General features: G+C 62.8%; 15 protein-coding genes. 11 read left to right on the top strand and 4 right to left on the bottom strand.

Annotated elements, in window-relative coordinates; translation table 11 throughout:
- Positions 1-6 precede the first annotated feature (6 nt).
- From kdsB to lptC, 4 genes are all read left to right on the top strand, one after another.
- On the top strand, positions 7-735 hold the full coding sequence (kdsB, locus tag ABSB13_RS05645; RefSeq protein ID WP_428106288.1) for a 3-deoxy-manno-octulosonate cytidylyltransferase: 729 nt from the start codon (positions 7-9) through the stop codon (positions 733-735).
- A gap of 19 nt (positions 736-754) precedes the next feature.
- Entirely contained in the window at positions 755-2,410 is a 1,656-nt protein-coding gene (gene pyrG / locus ABSB13_RS05640) for a CTP synthase (protein WP_428106285.1), read from the top strand.
- On the top strand, positions 2,398-3,240 hold the full coding sequence (gene kdsA, locus ABSB13_RS05635) for a 3-deoxy-8-phosphooctulonate synthase (protein ID WP_428106319.1): 843 nt from the start codon (positions 2,398-2,400) through the stop codon (positions 3,238-3,240). The genes pyrG and kdsA overlap by 13 nt, the downstream gene beginning before the upstream one ends.
- A gap of 151 nt (positions 3,241-3,391) precedes the next feature.
- A complete protein-coding gene (gene lptC, locus ABSB13_RS05630) occupies positions 3,392-3,991 on the top strand; it encodes an LPS export ABC transporter periplasmic protein LptC (protein ID WP_428106282.1) in 600 nt (199 codons plus the stop codon).
- A 63-nt stretch (positions 3,992-4,054) separates the two neighbouring features.
- Here the strand turns inward: lptC and ABSB13_RS05625 are convergent, their stop codons facing one another.
- Positions 4,055-4,732 carry a hypothetical protein gene (locus tag ABSB13_RS05625; RefSeq protein ID WP_428106281.1) on the bottom strand — a complete coding sequence of 226 codons (678 nt, stop codon included), beginning with the start codon at positions 4,730-4,732 and terminating at the stop codon, positions 4,055-4,057.
- 43 nt (positions 4,733-4,775) lie between these two features.
- Here ABSB13_RS05625 and ABSB13_RS05620 point away from each other — a divergent pair, with 43 nt between their 5' ends.
- The 5 genes from ABSB13_RS05620 to rapZ all read left to right on the top strand — a co-directional run bounded on the left by ABSB13_RS05620 (position 4,776) and on the right by rapZ (position 8,835).
- Positions 4,776-5,219 carry an LptA/OstA family protein gene (locus ABSB13_RS05620; protein WP_428106278.1) on the top strand — a complete coding sequence of 148 codons (444 nt, stop codon included), beginning with the start codon at positions 4,776-4,778 and terminating at the stop codon, positions 5,217-5,219.
- Between the two features lie 14 nt (positions 5,220-5,233).
- Positions 5,234-6,799, top strand: coding sequence for an RNA polymerase factor sigma-54 (gene rpoN, locus ABSB13_RS05615; protein ID WP_428106275.1), 1,566 nt, complete (start codon positions 5,234-5,236; stop codon positions 6,797-6,799).
- A gap of 61 nt (positions 6,800-6,860) precedes the next feature.
- On the top strand, positions 6,861-7,286 hold the full coding sequence (gene hpf, locus ABSB13_RS05610) for a ribosome hibernation-promoting factor, HPF/YfiA family (protein ID WP_428106272.1): 426 nt from the start codon (positions 6,861-6,863) through the stop codon (positions 7,284-7,286).
- A 163-nt stretch (positions 7,287-7,449) separates the two neighbouring features.
- Positions 7,450-7,911: a PTS sugar transporter subunit IIA gene (locus ABSB13_RS05605; protein WP_428106269.1), complete on the top strand. Its 462-nt coding sequence runs from the start codon at positions 7,450-7,452 to the stop codon at positions 7,909-7,911.
- A gap of 48 nt (positions 7,912-7,959) precedes the next feature.
- The gene (gene rapZ, locus ABSB13_RS05600; protein WP_428106266.1) at positions 7,960-8,835 is read left to right on the top strand and encodes an RNase adapter RapZ; all 876 of its coding nucleotides are present in this window, start codon (positions 7,960-7,962) and stop codon (positions 8,833-8,835) included.
- Between the two features lie 15 nt (positions 8,836-8,850).
- Here the strand turns inward: rapZ and ABSB13_RS05595 are convergent, their stop codons facing one another.
- Positions 8,851-9,633 carry an SDR family NAD(P)-dependent oxidoreductase gene (locus tag ABSB13_RS05595; RefSeq protein WP_428106263.1) on the bottom strand — a complete coding sequence of 261 codons (783 nt, stop codon included), beginning with the start codon at positions 9,631-9,633 and terminating at the stop codon, positions 8,851-8,853.
- 130 nt (positions 9,634-9,763) lie between these two features.
- On the opposite strand from ABSB13_RS05595, the gene ABSB13_RS05590 reads away from it, so the two are divergent.
- The gene (locus tag ABSB13_RS05590; RefSeq protein ID WP_428106260.1) at positions 9,764-10,468 is read left to right on the top strand and encodes a TVP38/TMEM64 family protein; all 705 of its coding nucleotides are present in this window, start codon (positions 9,764-9,766) and stop codon (positions 10,466-10,468) included.
- A gap of 48 nt (positions 10,469-10,516) precedes the next feature.
- Positions 10,517-12,289 carry an NADPH-dependent assimilatory sulfite reductase hemoprotein subunit gene (locus ABSB13_RS05585; protein ID WP_428106258.1) on the top strand — a complete coding sequence of 591 codons (1,773 nt, stop codon included), beginning with the start codon at positions 10,517-10,519 and terminating at the stop codon, positions 12,287-12,289.
- 30 nt (positions 12,290-12,319) lie between these two features.
- On the opposite strand, the gene ABSB13_RS05580 is transcribed toward ABSB13_RS05585, so the two are convergent.
- Together ABSB13_RS05580 and ahcY are read right to left on the bottom strand one after the other, a co-directional pair.
- The gene (locus tag ABSB13_RS05580) at positions 12,320-13,099 is read right to left on the bottom strand and encodes a glutathione S-transferase family protein (protein ID WP_428106256.1); all 780 of its coding nucleotides are present in this window, start codon (positions 13,097-13,099) and stop codon (positions 12,320-12,322) included.
- 12 nt (positions 13,100-13,111) lie between these two features.
- Positions 13,112-14,428: an adenosylhomocysteinase gene (gene ahcY, locus ABSB13_RS05575; protein WP_428106255.1), complete on the bottom strand. Its 1,317-nt coding sequence runs from the start codon at positions 14,426-14,428 to the stop codon at positions 13,112-13,114.
- Positions 14,429-14,473 lie beyond the last annotated feature (45 nt).

Here is a 14,473-nt window from a genome sequence, read left to right as displayed (position 1 = left end):
GTCTCGGTGATCGCCGTTGTACCGGCGCGGTACGCGTCTTCCCGCCTGCCCGCAAAGGCGCTGGCGGAGATCTCGGGAGTGCCGATGATCGTCCGGGTGTGGCGGCAGGCGTCGAAGGCAAAGTCGGTGGCGCGCGTGATCGTTGCGACCGACGATGAGCGAATCGCGGCGGCCGTGCGCGCGGCGGGCGGTGAGGCAATCATGACCTCGCCGGCGCATCAGAGCGGCACCGACCGAATCGCCGAGGTGGCATCGAAGATTATCGCCGACGTGTATCTCAGCGTGCAGGGCGATCAACCGTTCATTGCCCCGGCGGATCTCGAGCGGCTGGCAGCGGCGATGCGCTCCGACGCGTCGATTCAAATGGCGACGCTGGCGACGCCGATCGAAGACCCGGCCGAATGGACGAATCCGAACAAGGTGAAGGTCGTGTGCGGCGCGGACGGGAACGCGCTATACTTTTCACGAAGCCCGATTCCACATGCGCGTGACGGTGGGATGCCCAAAGAAGCGCTCCGCCATATCGGTGTTTATGCTTACCGACGCGAGTTCCTCATGAAATTTGCCGCCCTTCCGATGGGTGTGCTGGAGAGCCTGGAAAAGCTCGAGCAGCTGCGCGCGCTCGAGCATGGCTACACGATCAGAGTGGTTAAATCGGTGGCGCCTTCGATTGAAGTGGACACCGCGGACGATCTTGCGCGCGCGCGCGCGGCGGCGGCGGAATCAACTCGTTGAGGATGGGGAGGGGTTCAACGTGGAGCGGGGAAAGACAAAATTTATTTTCGTAACCGGCGGCGTGGTCTCGTCGCTCGGCAAGGGTTTGGCCGCGGCGTCGCTGGGCGCGCTGCTCGAGGCGCGCGGGCTCAAGGTCACGCTGCTGAAGATGGATCCCTATATCAACGTGGATCCCGGCACGATGAGTCCCACCCAGCACGGCGAAGTGTTCGTAACCGACGACGGCACCGAGAGCGATCTCGACCTGGGGCATTACGAGCGTTTCGTGCAGACGCCGATGGGCCGGCGCAACAACTGCACCACCGGCCAGATCTACGACACGGTTATTCAGAAGGAACGGCGCGGCGACTACCTGGGCGCGACCGTGCAGGTGATTCCGCATATCACCGACGAGATCAAACGGCGCATCCTGAGCGCGGCCGAGGGCGCGGACCTGATCATCGTGGAAATCGGCGGGACGGTCGGCGATATCGAAAGCCTGCCGTTCCTGGAAGCGGTGCGCGAGTTCCGCTGGGACCTCGGCCGCGAAAATGTCCTGTACGTGCACCTGACGCTGGTCCCGTTTATCCCCACCGCGGGCGAGCTCAAGACCAAGCCCACGCAGCACAGCGTCAAAGAGTTGACCGGCCTGGGGATTCAGCCCGACATCCTGCTGTGCCGATGCGATCGCCAGCTCGAACAAAAGCTCAAAGCGAAGATCGCCCACTTCTGCAACGTCGAGGAGAACTGCGTGATCTCGGCGCCGGACGTGCCGACGATCTACGAGGTGCCGCTGCGTTTTCACGACGAGGGCTTCGATCAGCGCGTGTGCGAGAAGCTCAACATCTGGACCGGCGCGCCGAACCTCTCCAAGTGGCGGCGAATCGTCAAGACCGCGCAAAATCCCAAAGTTACCGTCAACGTCGCGGTGGTCGGCAAGTACGTCAACTTGCAGGATTCGTACAAGAGCCTGCACGAAGCGATCGCGCACGGCGCGATCAGCAATGAGGCCCGCGTCACCATCGACTATGTCGATTCCGAACAGCTCGAAAAGCAAAACGTCGAGGAGCGGCTGGCCTCGGCCCACGCGATAATCGTTCCCGGCGGCTTCGGCGAGCGCGGCACCGAGGGCATGATTCGCGCCGTCCGCTATGCCCGCGAAAACGGTGTGCCGATTCTCGGCATCTGCTACGGCCTGCACATGATGGTGATCGAGGCGGCGCGCGACCTGCTCGGCCTCAAGCGCGCCAACACCTCCGAGAACGCGCCCGACTCGCCCGATCCCGTCATCGCGATCATGGAGTCGCAGCGCGACGTCTCGAAAAAGGGCGGCACGATGCGCCTGGGCGCGTACCCGTGCATGCTGAAGTCGGGCTCGCTGGCGGCGTCGCTGTACCGCAAGGCGCGCATCTCCGAGCGCCATCGCCATCGCTTCGAAGTTAACAACTCATATCGCGAGCGGCTCGAGAAAGTCGGGCTCATTGCCACCGGCACCTCGCCCGACGACAGCCTGGTCGAGATAATGGAGCTGAAGGGGCATCCGTGGTTTCTCGGCTGCCAGTTCCATCCCGAGCTGAAGTCGCGTCCGCTCGATTGTCATCCGCTGTTTCGCGGCTTGATTCGCGCGGCCGTACAACGCCGCTCGGAGCTTGGAGTGAAGCGCCCGAAGGTGCGGGAGCTGAGATCGGTTTCGTGAGCGTGGCCCAGGTCAAAGCCGGCGACGCCGTTTTTGGCGGGCCGGAACTTGTGCTCATCGCGGGTCCGTGCGTGATCGAGAGCTACGAATCATGCATCCGCCACGCGACGCGGCTGGCTGATATCGCGCGTCGCGCCAAGCTGCCGTTGGTATTCAAATCCTCATTCGACAAGGCCAATCGCACCAGTCACAGCTCGTTTCGCGGCCCCGGCTTGATCGGCGGGCTCGAGATTCTGGCGCGCGTGAAACGCGAGTCGGGCGTCGCCGTGCTGACCGACATCCACGAGCCGTCGCAAGCGGCGGCCGCGGCCGAAGTCGTCGACGTGATTCAGATTCCCGCGCTGCTCTCCCGCCAGACGGATCTTATCGCCGCCGCCGCGAAGACCGGATGCGCCGTTAACATCAAGAAGGGCCAGTTCCTCGCCCCGTGGGACATGAAGGCAGTGGTCGCGAAAGCCGAGGCGGCGGGGACGCGGCGAATCATTCTGACCGAGCGCGGATTTTCGTTTGGCTACAATAATCTCGTCTCCGACATGCGATCGCTGGTGATAATGCGCGGCTTGGGCTACCCCGTGGTCTTCGATGCGACCCATTCGGCGCAGCTTCCGGGCGCGGGCGCTGGCGGCGAACGCTCGGGTGGCCAGCGCGAGTTCGTAGCGCCGCTGGCGCGCGCGGCGGCTGCGGCCGGAATCGATGGAATTTTCATGGAAGTGCATGAGGACCCTGACCGCGCACTGAGCGATGGTCCCAATTCATATCGGCTCGACGAGCTGCCGGCGTTGCTCGACACGCTCAAGCGAATCCATCACCTGTCCCGCGAGGCCGTCTGATTTGCGCAAACCGTGTTTGTGTGAGGTTACGCGCGGTGATTGCAGGGTAATGAGCGCAGGTTCGCGGCGTTTTGCAAGTATGGTGCCGAAGCGCCGCTCGGTTTACTTGGAAAAAAGCACTTGATACCGTGAAAGCTCGGAGAGATTGAAGTTGAGTCCCAAGAAAATCGCCAGGGCGCTGGCGGGTTTCGGCGCGGCCGCGCTGATTATCCTGCTGATTGCGACCGTTTGGATCGTGCGCCATCGCTCCGCCGCTCAAGTCCTGGAGACAGCGGCCGGGCTGGTCCCCGGAACTCTCCTTCGTGCGCATAATTTTCACTGGACGCAGATGAAAGCCGGCGAGCGGCAGTGGGTGCTGACCGCCGGCGAGGCAGACTACACGGCTGACAAGACCACGCTGAAGCTGACCGACGCTGTCGTGACGATGGTCTCGTCGGACGGCAAGCCGGTGGTCGTCAACGCACCGCATGCGGATTTGACCTTGAACGGGAATCATGTGACGCGCGCGTATTTAAGCGGAGGCACGGTTATCCACTTCGGCGATTATGTGCTCAGCACCGACTCCGCGACCTTCATGCCCGATGATGACAAGGTCGAAGCGGCGGGTCTCGTGACGGTCGTCGGCGACGGACTGAAAGTGACCGGGGTGGGGTTGATCGGTCATCCCAAGACGCGTGTCTTCCAGCTTAGTACGCAGGTAGAGACCGTAGTCACACCGAAGAAAGATAGTGAAAAATCCAAGCAAAGTTAGTCGGGCGTCGCGCATCGTCGCGACTGCGGTAGTCGCAATTGCGCTCGCATCGCCGGCATGGGCTCAGAATGGCGCCGGCGCGCCGGATTCAGGGCCTGCGATGGGTTCGGGGACGGTCGGTGATTCGATTCGCAACGAACCCGCGAATTCGGCGCCGCCAGCCGCGTCCGTTCCCCAGCCCGCCAGTATCGACGATTCAAGCGGCGATTCGATCAGCGTGACCGGCGGAGTGCCGGGCACGCCGCCATCTGCGCCTGCTGTCGCGACTGCTCCGGCCCAAGCGCCGCCCGCAGCACCGGCCGTTGCAATCGCACCTGCTCCGGCAGAAGCGCCGGCTTCGGCACCGGCCGTCGCGACTGCTCCGGCCCAAGCGCCGGCTTCGGCGCCTGCCGTTGCGACTGCGCCGGCAGAAGCGCCGGCTTCAGTACCGGCCGTGCCGGTGACCGCAGCATACGTTGCACCTGCCGCGGCGCCGTCAATTGCGACGACTACGACGACCGCTCCCGCAGCGGTTGCCCCGGAATCAACGCCAGTGACGACCGCCGCGACAGCTCCACCGGCTGGCGCGATCGCGCCGCCGATGACGCTTGCGCCGGTGCCGGCCGATGTGCCCGCATCCGAACCTCCCGCTTCTGCGCCGAGCGCTCCCGCATCCGCGACTCCCCCAGCGAGCGCCACCGCTCCGGTCGAGGCTGCCGCGCCGCACAAGGCGCCCAAGGCGGCCGCCGGCGGCGAGACCAAGCTCGCTTCAAATCAGCCGCAACAAGGCGGTGCGTTTGGGGGGATGCAATTCGGCAACAACAAGGCCCCGATCGATATAAAGTCCGAGTCGATGTCGCTCGATTACCAGAATCATTCGGTCCTGTGGATCGGAAATGTGCACGCTACCCAGGCGGACGCGCAACTCACCAGCGATCAGCTGCGGGTAAACTATTTAGACAAAGACTTCAAACAGATGAAGGACATGGTCGCGGACGGGAACGTTCGGCTCAGTCAGGGCACGCGATGGGCTACTGGCAAGCACGGCGTGATGGACCAGACCAAGCGCACCGTAGTTCTGACCGGCAGTCCGGTCGCGCATGACGGCAACGATCAGATCACCGGCTGTAAGATCACGGTATATCTCAACACCAGCCAGAGCGTGGTCGATTGCGCTCACGCCGTGCTGTTTCCGCATTCGGACGCGTCTCCGGGCGCGGGCGCGACGCCGGCCGCTGCGACGGATTAGCAAGCAGTTCTTCGATGGCGCTGGAAGTAAAACTCGGACAGGATCTGCGGCTTCGCCAGCAACTGGTGATGACGCCGCAGCTCCAGCAGGCGATCAAAATCCTGCAGCTCTCGCTCCCTGAACTCGAAGCGATCGTGCAGTCGGAACTCGAACAGAATCCGATGCTCGAGCCGCTCGATCAGAGTCCCGCCGAAGCTGCTTCCGAATCCGAGGCGTCCGATCCCGAAGCCGCCGCCCAAGCCGACGGCGAACCGCTGCCGCCCGAGGGCGAGGACGCCGCCAGCGCAAATTCCGATGACGACTGGGAAACCGGTTCGCGCGAGGAAAAACCCGCGCCCAGCGTCGAGACCGAAGCGCGGGACGCCGCGCTCGAACTCAAGGAACTGAACAATCTCGAAAAGCTCGACTGGCGCGAATATCTCGAGACCTATTCGAACAACTGGCAGGAAAGCACGCCCCCTGATTCCGACGACGACCATCGAAGTGCACTCGAAAACACGCCCCTGCGCCGAAGTTCGCTCGAAGACCACATGATGTGGCAGCTGAGGCTGTCGAACCTGACCGAATCCGACCAGCAGATCGGCGCGACCATCATCTACAACCTCAACGAAGACGGATATCTGGAGACTCCCCTCGATGAGCTGGCGGCGCAACTCGAAGTTGCGCCCGCCGAAGTCGAGCGGGTGCTGGCGCGCGTGCAGCGTTTCGATCCGCCCGGCGTCGCCGCGCGCGATCTTCGCGAGTGTCTGCTCACGCAGCTGCAGAACCTGGGGATGGAAGAATCGCTGGCGGCGCGAATCGTCAGCAATCACCTGGACTTGCTCGAAAAGCATCGCTACGCCGAAATCGGCAAGGTTCTCGGCGTGCCGGTGGAAACAGTCGGGCAGTCGGCCAAAATAATCTCGGTGCTCGAGCCCAAACCGGGACGCGACTACGGCGGCGACGAGCCAACTTACGTGGTGCCCGACGTTTATATCCACAAGGTCGGCGAGGATTACGTCGTCACGCTCAATCGCGACGCGGTGCCGCGCCTGCGCCTGGCAGGTTACTACCAGCGCGTGCTCAATGACGTGGACGTTGCGCCGGAGACGCGGGAGTATCTGCAGGAACGGCTGCGCTCGGCTCGCTGGCTGGTCAAATCGATCTACCAGCGCCAGCAGACGATCTTCAAGGTCGCAACCTCGATCGTGAAATTTCAGCGCGCATTCTTCGATCACGGCATCAGCCTGCTCAAACCGCTGGTGCTCAAGGATGTCGCCGAAGATATCGGGATGCATGAATCCACGATCAGCCGCGCAACCGCCAACAAGTACGCGCATACTCCGCAGGGAATCTATGAGTTGAAGTTTTTCTTCACCTCGGGGGTGAAGGGCGCCAGCGGCGAGGACGTCAGCGCCGAGACCGTAAAGGAGCAGATCCGCGGGATGGTGACGGCGGAGACTCCGCAAAATCCGCTGTCGGATCAGGCGATCGCGGAGATGCTGCGGGCCAGGCAGATCAATATCGCGCGGCGCACGGTGGCCAAGTATCGACAGGCGCTGGGAATCCCTCCGTCGGCAAACCGCAAACAGATCGGATGACCGGTCCGCGCGCGGGCAATAAAAAACGAAAAACGAAAAACCAAAAGACGAAACAAGCAAGATGAGTAAAATCGACAAACAAGGAAAGCGCGGCCGGGCGGCATCGCGAAAGGTGCGGCGAGCGGCGCGGATCGCGGACGCTCCGGCGACTCAAGTGACAGTGACGTTTCGTCACGTCGAGCCAACCGATGCGCTCCGGCTGTATGCGGAACGAAAATTCGCGCACGTCGGCAAGTTGCTCAAACGGGCCTGTCAGGCTCACTTGATTCTCACGGTTGACAAATACCGTCAGCACGGCGAAGTTACTGTCCAATCAGGGCGCCTGTCAGTGAGCGCGCAGGAAGAAACCAAGGATCTTTACTCGGTGATCGATCTGCTCGCGGACAAGGTCGGACGCCAACTGAAGAAGCATCTGGAAAAATTCAAGGCGAAGAAAGTCAGATCGCCCTCGACCGGCGAGGTCCTTAGCGCCGGCGAGGAAACTTGATTCGCGGCAGTCTCGCGCTTCGCCAATGCGCTGCGGCGACTGCATTTGCAATCGGGAGCGGCAACGGCAACGAATTCAAAGCCGTCAACCGCCAAAGCCATTAGAACGTAACGGCATGTTTCGATTTTGAGTTTTCACTTTTTCACCGGACCTGGACGACTAGATGAAAATTACCGATATCCTCAGCCCTGACATGGTCATTGCCGACTTGAAGGGCGCCACCAAGCCCGACGTCTTGAATGAACTGGCCAAAGCGCTGGCCGCAAATTACAAGGAGATCAAGCTCGCTGACCTGACCGCGGTGCTCGCGGAGCGCGAGCGGCTGGGCTCGACGGCGATCGGCGACGGAATCGCGATCCCGCACGGCAAGCTGCGCGGGGTGACCAAGATAATCGGAGTGTTCGGCCGCCATGCTCAGGGAGTCGATTTCGATTCGCTCGACGGCGGCCCGTCGCAACTATTCTTCGTGCTAGTCGCGCCGGAGGATTCCGCCAGCCTGCATCTGAAAGCCCTCGCGCGGGTGTCGCGATTGCTCAAGGACGGGGCTTTTCGAAGCCGCCTGCTCGCGGCCAAGGACAGCGCCGAGCTGTATTCCCTGATCAAGGAAGAAGACAACAAGTACTGAGACGACGAATCGCGTCCGCCTTATGCCGCGGCACAAAGCCAGAGCCCGATGAGCTCGCCTCAGCCACCTCGCCTGATAATAGTTACCGGTGTCTCAGGATCGGGACGCGCCTCCGCGATGCGCGTGCTCGAGGATCTCGGCTTCTACTGCGTCGATAATCTCCCGGTCGCGCTGGCGCCCAATGTCGCGATGCTTGCCGCGGGACGCGATCCCGCTCTACGCGGCGTCGCGCTCGGGGTGGACTCGCGCGAACGGCTGTTCTTCCCGCAATGGCCGCGGGTATTCGCGGAACTCGATGCCGCCGGAATCTATCCCGAAGTGATTTTTCTCGACGCGTCCGACGACGTGCTCGCGCGCCGCTACTCTGAGAGCCGCCGGCCGCATCCGATGGCTGCCAGCGGAGCGACTGTCGCCGAGAGCATTCGCCGCGAACGTCTCGCGCTGGCCGAGATGCGCGAGCGGGCCGACCGGGTGATCGATACGACCGCGCTCACGGTCCACGAACTGCGCGAGGTGGTTACCGCGGCCGTGCTGGGCGCGGGCGCGGGATCCAGAATGTCGATAGCGATAGTTTCTTTTGGCTACAAGTACGGATTGCCGGTCGGGATGGACGTCGTGCTCGACGTGCGGTTTATTCCCAATCCGTTCTTTGTCCCCGAGCTGCGGCCGCTCACCGGATCGGACCCGCGCGTGCGCGAGTACGTGATGGCGCAGCCGGAGTCGCAGCGCTTTATCGACGAGGTCGGCCGTCTTTTTGATTTTCTGATTCCGCTGTATCAGCGCGAAGGCAAGAGTTACCTGACGGTCGGTCTCGGATGCACCGGCGGACGGCATCGCTCTCCCGTGCTCGCGCGCGAGCTGATGAAGCGGCTCGAGAGCGGTGGCTTCGAGAGCAGCGTGCGCGACAATGACATCGCGCGTTAGCTGCCGGCGGCGCGCCTAGTTCATGATGCTGCCGCAATCTACGTTCATCGTCTGCCCGGTGACTCCCGCCGACAAATCGAGCGCGAGGAATAGCGCGACGCGCGCGACTTCCTCCTCGGTCGCCATTCTGTTCATCGCGGCCTGCGACACGAACTGACCGCGGATTTGCTCGTACGGCCGCTTGAGGGCCTCGGCCCGCGCGCGCATCACGCGTTCGATTCGTTCGCCCTCGATTGCGCCTGGGCAAATGCAGTTGCATCGGATTCCACGCTGACCCCATTCGCCGGCCACCGTCTGCGTCAGTCCGATCATTGCCCACTTCGCCGCCGCGTACGGCGAGCGCATCGGAAAACCGCGCCGTCCCGCGCCCGACGAGATGTTGATGATGTTGCCGCAGCCCTGCTGGTCCATCACCGGCAGCACGGCGCGAGTCGCCAGCCACGTTCCGGTCAAGTCGATATCGAGTGTCTCCTGCCATTCGGCGAGCGACATTTCGGTGATCCGCTTGGTCGGGCCCGAGATACCGGCGTTGTTGACGAGAATGTCGATGCGGCCGAATGCCTTCATCGTCTCGTCCGCCATCTTTGCGCAGTCGGCTTCCCTGGAAACGTCGGTGCACACGTAAATCGCGCGGGCGCCGCTGCGCTCGAGTTCGGCGCAGGTCTGCTTCATCGGTTCGATCGAACGCGCCGCGATTACAATTTTCGCGCCGGCTGCCCCGTACTTCAGCGCGATCTGTTTGCCGACTCCGTAGCCGCCGCCGGTGATGATTGCGACTTTATCCGAGAGTTCGTTCATGGGAATGATCTATTCCTTGGCGATTTATGGAGCCGATCGCTGCGCCGACTTTAATAGCATCGTGACGCGCCTACAACGCGCGCGCAAAGCCTTGTCTTAATCCGTTGCCGCCCAATATCATTGAAGGCTCATGGCCGCCGTCAATCCAATCGGGACTCAAGCACCCAAGCCGAGCGCAAACGGCTCGATGCTGACGAACGTTCTCAAGATCGCGATAATCGCGATCCTGCTTGGCGGCTCAGTCTGGCTTCTGATTGCGCACTCCGAATGGTTCACCCAACCCGCATTGGTCAAAGCCCAGGTGATTCAGTGGGGCGCGTGGGGGCCGGTCGTTTATATGCTGCTGTACGCGGTGGGGCCGTCGTTCCTGGTGCCCGGCGCGGTGATGACTATCGCGGGCGGACTGGCGTTTGGCACCAAGTGGGGATCGGTGTACTCGCTGATCGGCGGCGATGTAGGCGCGCTGGTAGCGTTTGCGGCGGGAAGGTTCCTCGGCAGGTCGTTCGTCGAGCGGGTCGTCGGCCAGCGATTCGAGTCGATGCTGCGCAGAATCGCCAAGCACGGTTTCCAGATAATCCTGTACCTGCGGATGGTCCCGGTGATTCCGTACAACGCGCTGAACCTGCTGGCGGGCGCGTCTCCGATCACGTTTCACGATTACTTCTGGGCGACGATGATCGGCATGATTCCCGGGACGATCCTGTTCGCCTTTTTGGGCGATGCGCTATGGCATCCGCTTTCGCTGCGGTTCTTCCTTGCGCTGTTGCTGATCGGCGCGTCGGTCGGATGCGGTGAGATCTACCGGCGCTGGTCGCGCGTTAAAATCGACGACTAGCGCGCCTGATCAGCTTCCGTGCCATCGGGCGCGCCTCGAATTGTATCAATGGCACCTAAGCATCCACATGACGCCCGTCCGGTAACGCTCGCAAACGCAAGCGCGGCGGAAATGTCCACCGTCGAGCGCCTCAAGCATGCGAGCGAGGGGCTCTTTTACGTCCAGTCGACGCATGAGAGTCGTCATACGATGCGCTCGGAGATCGACGCGCTGAGCGCGCGCGAGGCGGAGACGATCAGCGAGCATGCCAAGGAAATCGCGAAGCATTTCGGCATCTACAAACAGCGCGAACGCAACGAAAGCGGCAAGAAGGACGGTGACTTCATCTTCATGGTGCGGGTCAAGATTCCCGCGGGCGGCGAGCTTGCGCCGGCGCAGTGGCTCGCGCTCGATGCGGCGGCCGATCGCTACGCCGACGGCAGCATCCGGCTTACTTCGCGCCAGGGCGTTCAATTCCATCACGTGCGCGGGCACAATCTGCATCCGCTGATTCGCCACATCAACACGAGCTACAGTGACAACGGCTTCCAGCTCACCACGCTTGGCGCGTGCGGCGACGTTAATCGTAATACGGTCGCCAGCCCGATCGACGATCTGGACGCCGAACTTCCGCTCGATTCGCGCGAACTGGCGCACGCGGTGGCGCGCGAGCTGGCGCCCCGGAGTTCGGCCTACTACCAGGTGTTCCTCGCCGACCGCAGCGGACAACAGATCGCGCCGCTGAACTCGGAAGAGCCGATCTACGGCGCACAGTACCTGCCGCGCAAGTTCAAAGTCGGCTTTGCGCATCCGCACGACAACAGCGTCGATCTGCTGACGCAGGACGTCGGTTTTCTCCCGCGCGTCGATGGCCGCGGGGTCACGGGCTATGACCTATACAGCGGCGGCGGCTTGGGCGCGACGCACAACCAGCCCGACACGATGCCGTTGCTGGCTCTTTACCTGGGAGTTGTCCAACGCGAGCAGGTGTTGGATACAGTGCGCGCAATTGCGGCGATACAACGCGAGCATGGCGAACGCCGAAGCCGTCGCGCCGCGCGATGGAAATACACGATTCGCCGCATCGGAGTAACTCAACTCAAAGAGACTCTGCGCGAACGCTTTGGAATCGCGCTCGCCGACGCCGAACCGCTCCGGCTGCCGCCGGTGCTTGATCACCTGGGATGGCATCGGGAAGCCGGCGCCGGGGATTTTCTTTACACGGGAATCCTGATTCCCAACGGACGAGTGCGTGACGAGGTTGCGATTCGATATCGGAGCGCTATCCGCCGGATCGTCGCGCAACTCGAAGGAATCGGGGTGCGCGTCACGCCCAACCAGCATCTGATATTGGCGCACGTTCCCGCCGAGCGTCGCGAGTGGATTGAGCGGACGCTCGCCGAGCATGGCGTGCCCTTCGACGGCGAAGTGCCGCAGATTCGCCGGCTCGCGATGGCCTGTCCCGCCAAGCCGACCTGCGGCCTCGCGATGACGCATGCGGAGCGCGCGCTACCCGGTTATCTTGCGGAGCTGGAGCGCGAGGGGCTCGGCAACGTCGACGTTATGATCCGGATGGCCGGATGCCCCAATAGTTGCTCGCGTCCGCCGACGGCCGAGATCGGGATAATCGGATACGGCAAGAATGACTACGTCCTGATGGTGGGCGGCGCGCGTGACGGCAGCCGGCTCGCGAGGGTGCTCTATCCGCGGCTTGGCGAGCGCGAGTTGATCGAAGCGCTAATGAATCTGGTAAGGGCGATCCGCGATCGCAACCCGCATCGACTTTCGGCGGGCGACTACCTGGATCAGACGCCGGACGCCGCGCTCACGGCGCGTAACTAGCGTGCGCTACCGGCTGATTCCAACTCGGCACTAAGAAAGATCTACCGGCAGCTCGAGGTAGTTCTTGAAGATGAAATCGCGATGCTCGATCAGGATCGGATGCGTCGCGGCGACGATGCTCGGCTCGGTCGCTGTGAACATCTCGCGAATCATCCGCGGCATCGGGCATAGCTCGGGCGCGAGCGGCTTGATCATATTCGAAAAAGCGGCCCAATAAATGTCCATCGCCGACATAGTGTCGCCGATGAAGAATCGGCTCCCTCGAGACTTCTGCTGTTCGAGCCGTGCTGCGAGCGCGGTCAGACCCGAGACGACTCGTTCGGTGGCGCGTTTGCCGATTTCCGGAGTGTAGCCGTACTTCTTTCCCAGGTATGCCGAGGTGCCTGCCGGATCGCCACCGGGTTTCGCGAGTGCCTCATGCACCCACCGCAGCCGTTCGGTCCATCCAAGACCGTTCTCGCCGCATAGCTCGTTGCAGTAGCCGAACATCAGGATTCGGTCCTCGAGGCGCTCCGGGATAAGGCGCGGCGTCGGCGCCAGCCGCTCGGCGAGATAGAGCTGGTCGATCCACGTGGTACGCGGGCGTTCGTCATTCCATGCCATGACCGGAAAGCTGTCTTGCGCGGTCCATTCCAGAAGTATCTGAGTCGGCGAACCAAAGACATGGCCGACTCGCGCGTGCGGGAGTTGCTTGATATGCAGGATGCCCTTGAGCGCTTCACCCCATGGGCTGGGCACGTGCGCAAGCGTGACGATCCGGAGTCCGCTGGCGCGCCGCGCCTGCTCGATATCGATTCGTTCCGCTTTCACCGTCGCACCCGGCTAGGTGCCGGATTCCCAGCTTGCCAGGTATTTGCGCTGCTCGGCGGTCAGCGTATCGATCTTGAGGCTCATCGCGGCTAGCTTCACGCCGGCGATTTCCTCCTCGATCTCGACGGGCACCTCGTGAACCTTGACCGAGAGCTGCGCGCCCTTCGCCACCCATTCCGACGCCATCGCCTGCGTCGCGAAACTCATGTCCATGACCTGCGCGGGATGGCCTTCGGCGCACGCGAGGTTGACCAGCCGGCCCTCGCCGAGGAGATAGACGATGCGCCCGTTGGACAAATGATACGCGTCGATGTTGCGGGTGACGTCGCGATCGACCTTTTTCGCGGCGTCGTTGAGGTAAGCGACATCGATCTCGATGTCGAAATGGCCCGAGTTGCTCAGGAACGCACCATCCCTCATCAGGCCGAAATGCGCGGAAGTGAGCACGTGCTTGTCGCCGGTCGCGGTGATGAAAATATCGCCGACTTTCGCCGCCTCGACCATCTTCATCACGCGGAACCCGTCCATCGCGGCTTCCAGCGCGCGTATCGCGTTGACTTCCGTGACGATTACGTCGGCGCCAAGCCCGCGCGCGCGTGACGCGATGCCGCGGCCGCAATAACCGTAGCCCGCCACCACTACCACCGAGCCCGCGATTAGAACCCCGGTAGCGCGGATGATGCCGTCGAGCGTGGACTGTCCGGTGCCATAACGATTGTCGAACAGATGCTTGGTCTGTGCGTCGTTGACCGCGACCACCGGAATCTTGAGCGCGCCATCCTTGGCCATCGCGCGCAGCCGGATTACTCCCGTGGTCGTTTCCTCCATGCTTGCCTTGACGCCGGCGGCATGGCTGGCGAACTCGGTGTGAAGCAGGCTGACCAGGTCGGCGCCGTCGTCCATCGTGATCGTCGGACGGCGTTCGAGCACGGCCCGCAGATGGCCGTAGTAGGTGTCGCGATCTTCGCCGTGGATGGCGAAGGTGGGGATGCCGTACTGATCGACGAGCGCCGCCGCCACGTCATCCTGCGTCGAGAGCGGGTTGGACGCGCAGGCGAGCACTTCGGCGCCGCCCGCCTTCAGGGTGCGCAGCAGGTTGGCGGTCTCGCAGGTGATATGCAGGCAGGCGCCCAGCCGCTGGCCCTTGAGCGGCAGTTCTTTGGCGAATCGCTCGCGCAGCCGGCGCAGCACGGGCATCTGCTTGTCGGCCCATTCGATCCGCTTGCGTCCGGCCTCGGCCAGTCCGAGGTCATGCACGTCGAAGTCGCGTCCGTTTCCGTTGGCGCGGGATTTGGGAATTGCTTTGAGCTTTCTTGCCGTCGTGGCCATCGTATTCATACTCCGAAAGTTTCTGTCTGGTTTGATGGAGAGCGC

Origin of the sequence: Binatus sp. (SeqCode) (genome assembly GCF_050013435.1) — a bacterium.
GTDB lineage: Bacteria > Desulfobacterota > Binatia > Binatales > Binataceae > Binatus.
Note: the sequence above shows the minus strand (reverse complement) of the source record. Positions and strands in the feature narration are given on the sequence as shown.

Bases quoted from the DNA above. Each gene is read 5' to 3' on its own strand.
- ABSB13_RS05620 (WP_428106278.1), top strand. From the start codon at position 4,776: ATGCAATTCGGCAACAACAAGGCCCCGATCGATATAAAGTCCGAGTCG.
- rpoN (WP_428106275.1), top strand. From the start codon at position 5,234: ATGGCGCTGGAAGTAAAACTCGGACAGGATCTGCGGCTTCGCCAGCAA.
- hpf (WP_428106272.1), top strand. From the start codon at position 6,861: ATGAGTAAAATCGACAAACAAGGAAAGCGCGGCCGGGCGGCATCGCGA.
- ABSB13_RS05605 (WP_428106269.1), top strand. From the start codon at position 7,450: ATGAAAATTACCGATATCCTCAGCCCTGACATGGTCATTGCCGACTTG.
- rapZ (WP_428106266.1), top strand. From the start codon at position 7,960: ATGAGCTCGCCTCAGCCACCTCGCCTGATAATAGTTACCGGTGTCTCA.
- ABSB13_RS05595 (WP_428106263.1), bottom strand. From the start codon at position 9,633: ATGAACGAACTCTCGGATAAAGTCGCAATCATCACCGGCGGCGGCTAC.
- ABSB13_RS05590 (WP_428106260.1), top strand. From the start codon at position 9,764: ATGGCCGCCGTCAATCCAATCGGGACTCAAGCACCCAAGCCGAGCGCA.
- ABSB13_RS05585 (WP_428106258.1), top strand. From the start codon at position 10,517: ATGGCACCTAAGCATCCACATGACGCCCGTCCGGTAACGCTCGCAAAC.
- ahcY (WP_428106255.1), bottom strand. From the start codon at position 14,428: ATGGCCACGACGGCAAGAAAGCTCAAAGCAATTCCCAAATCCCGCGCC.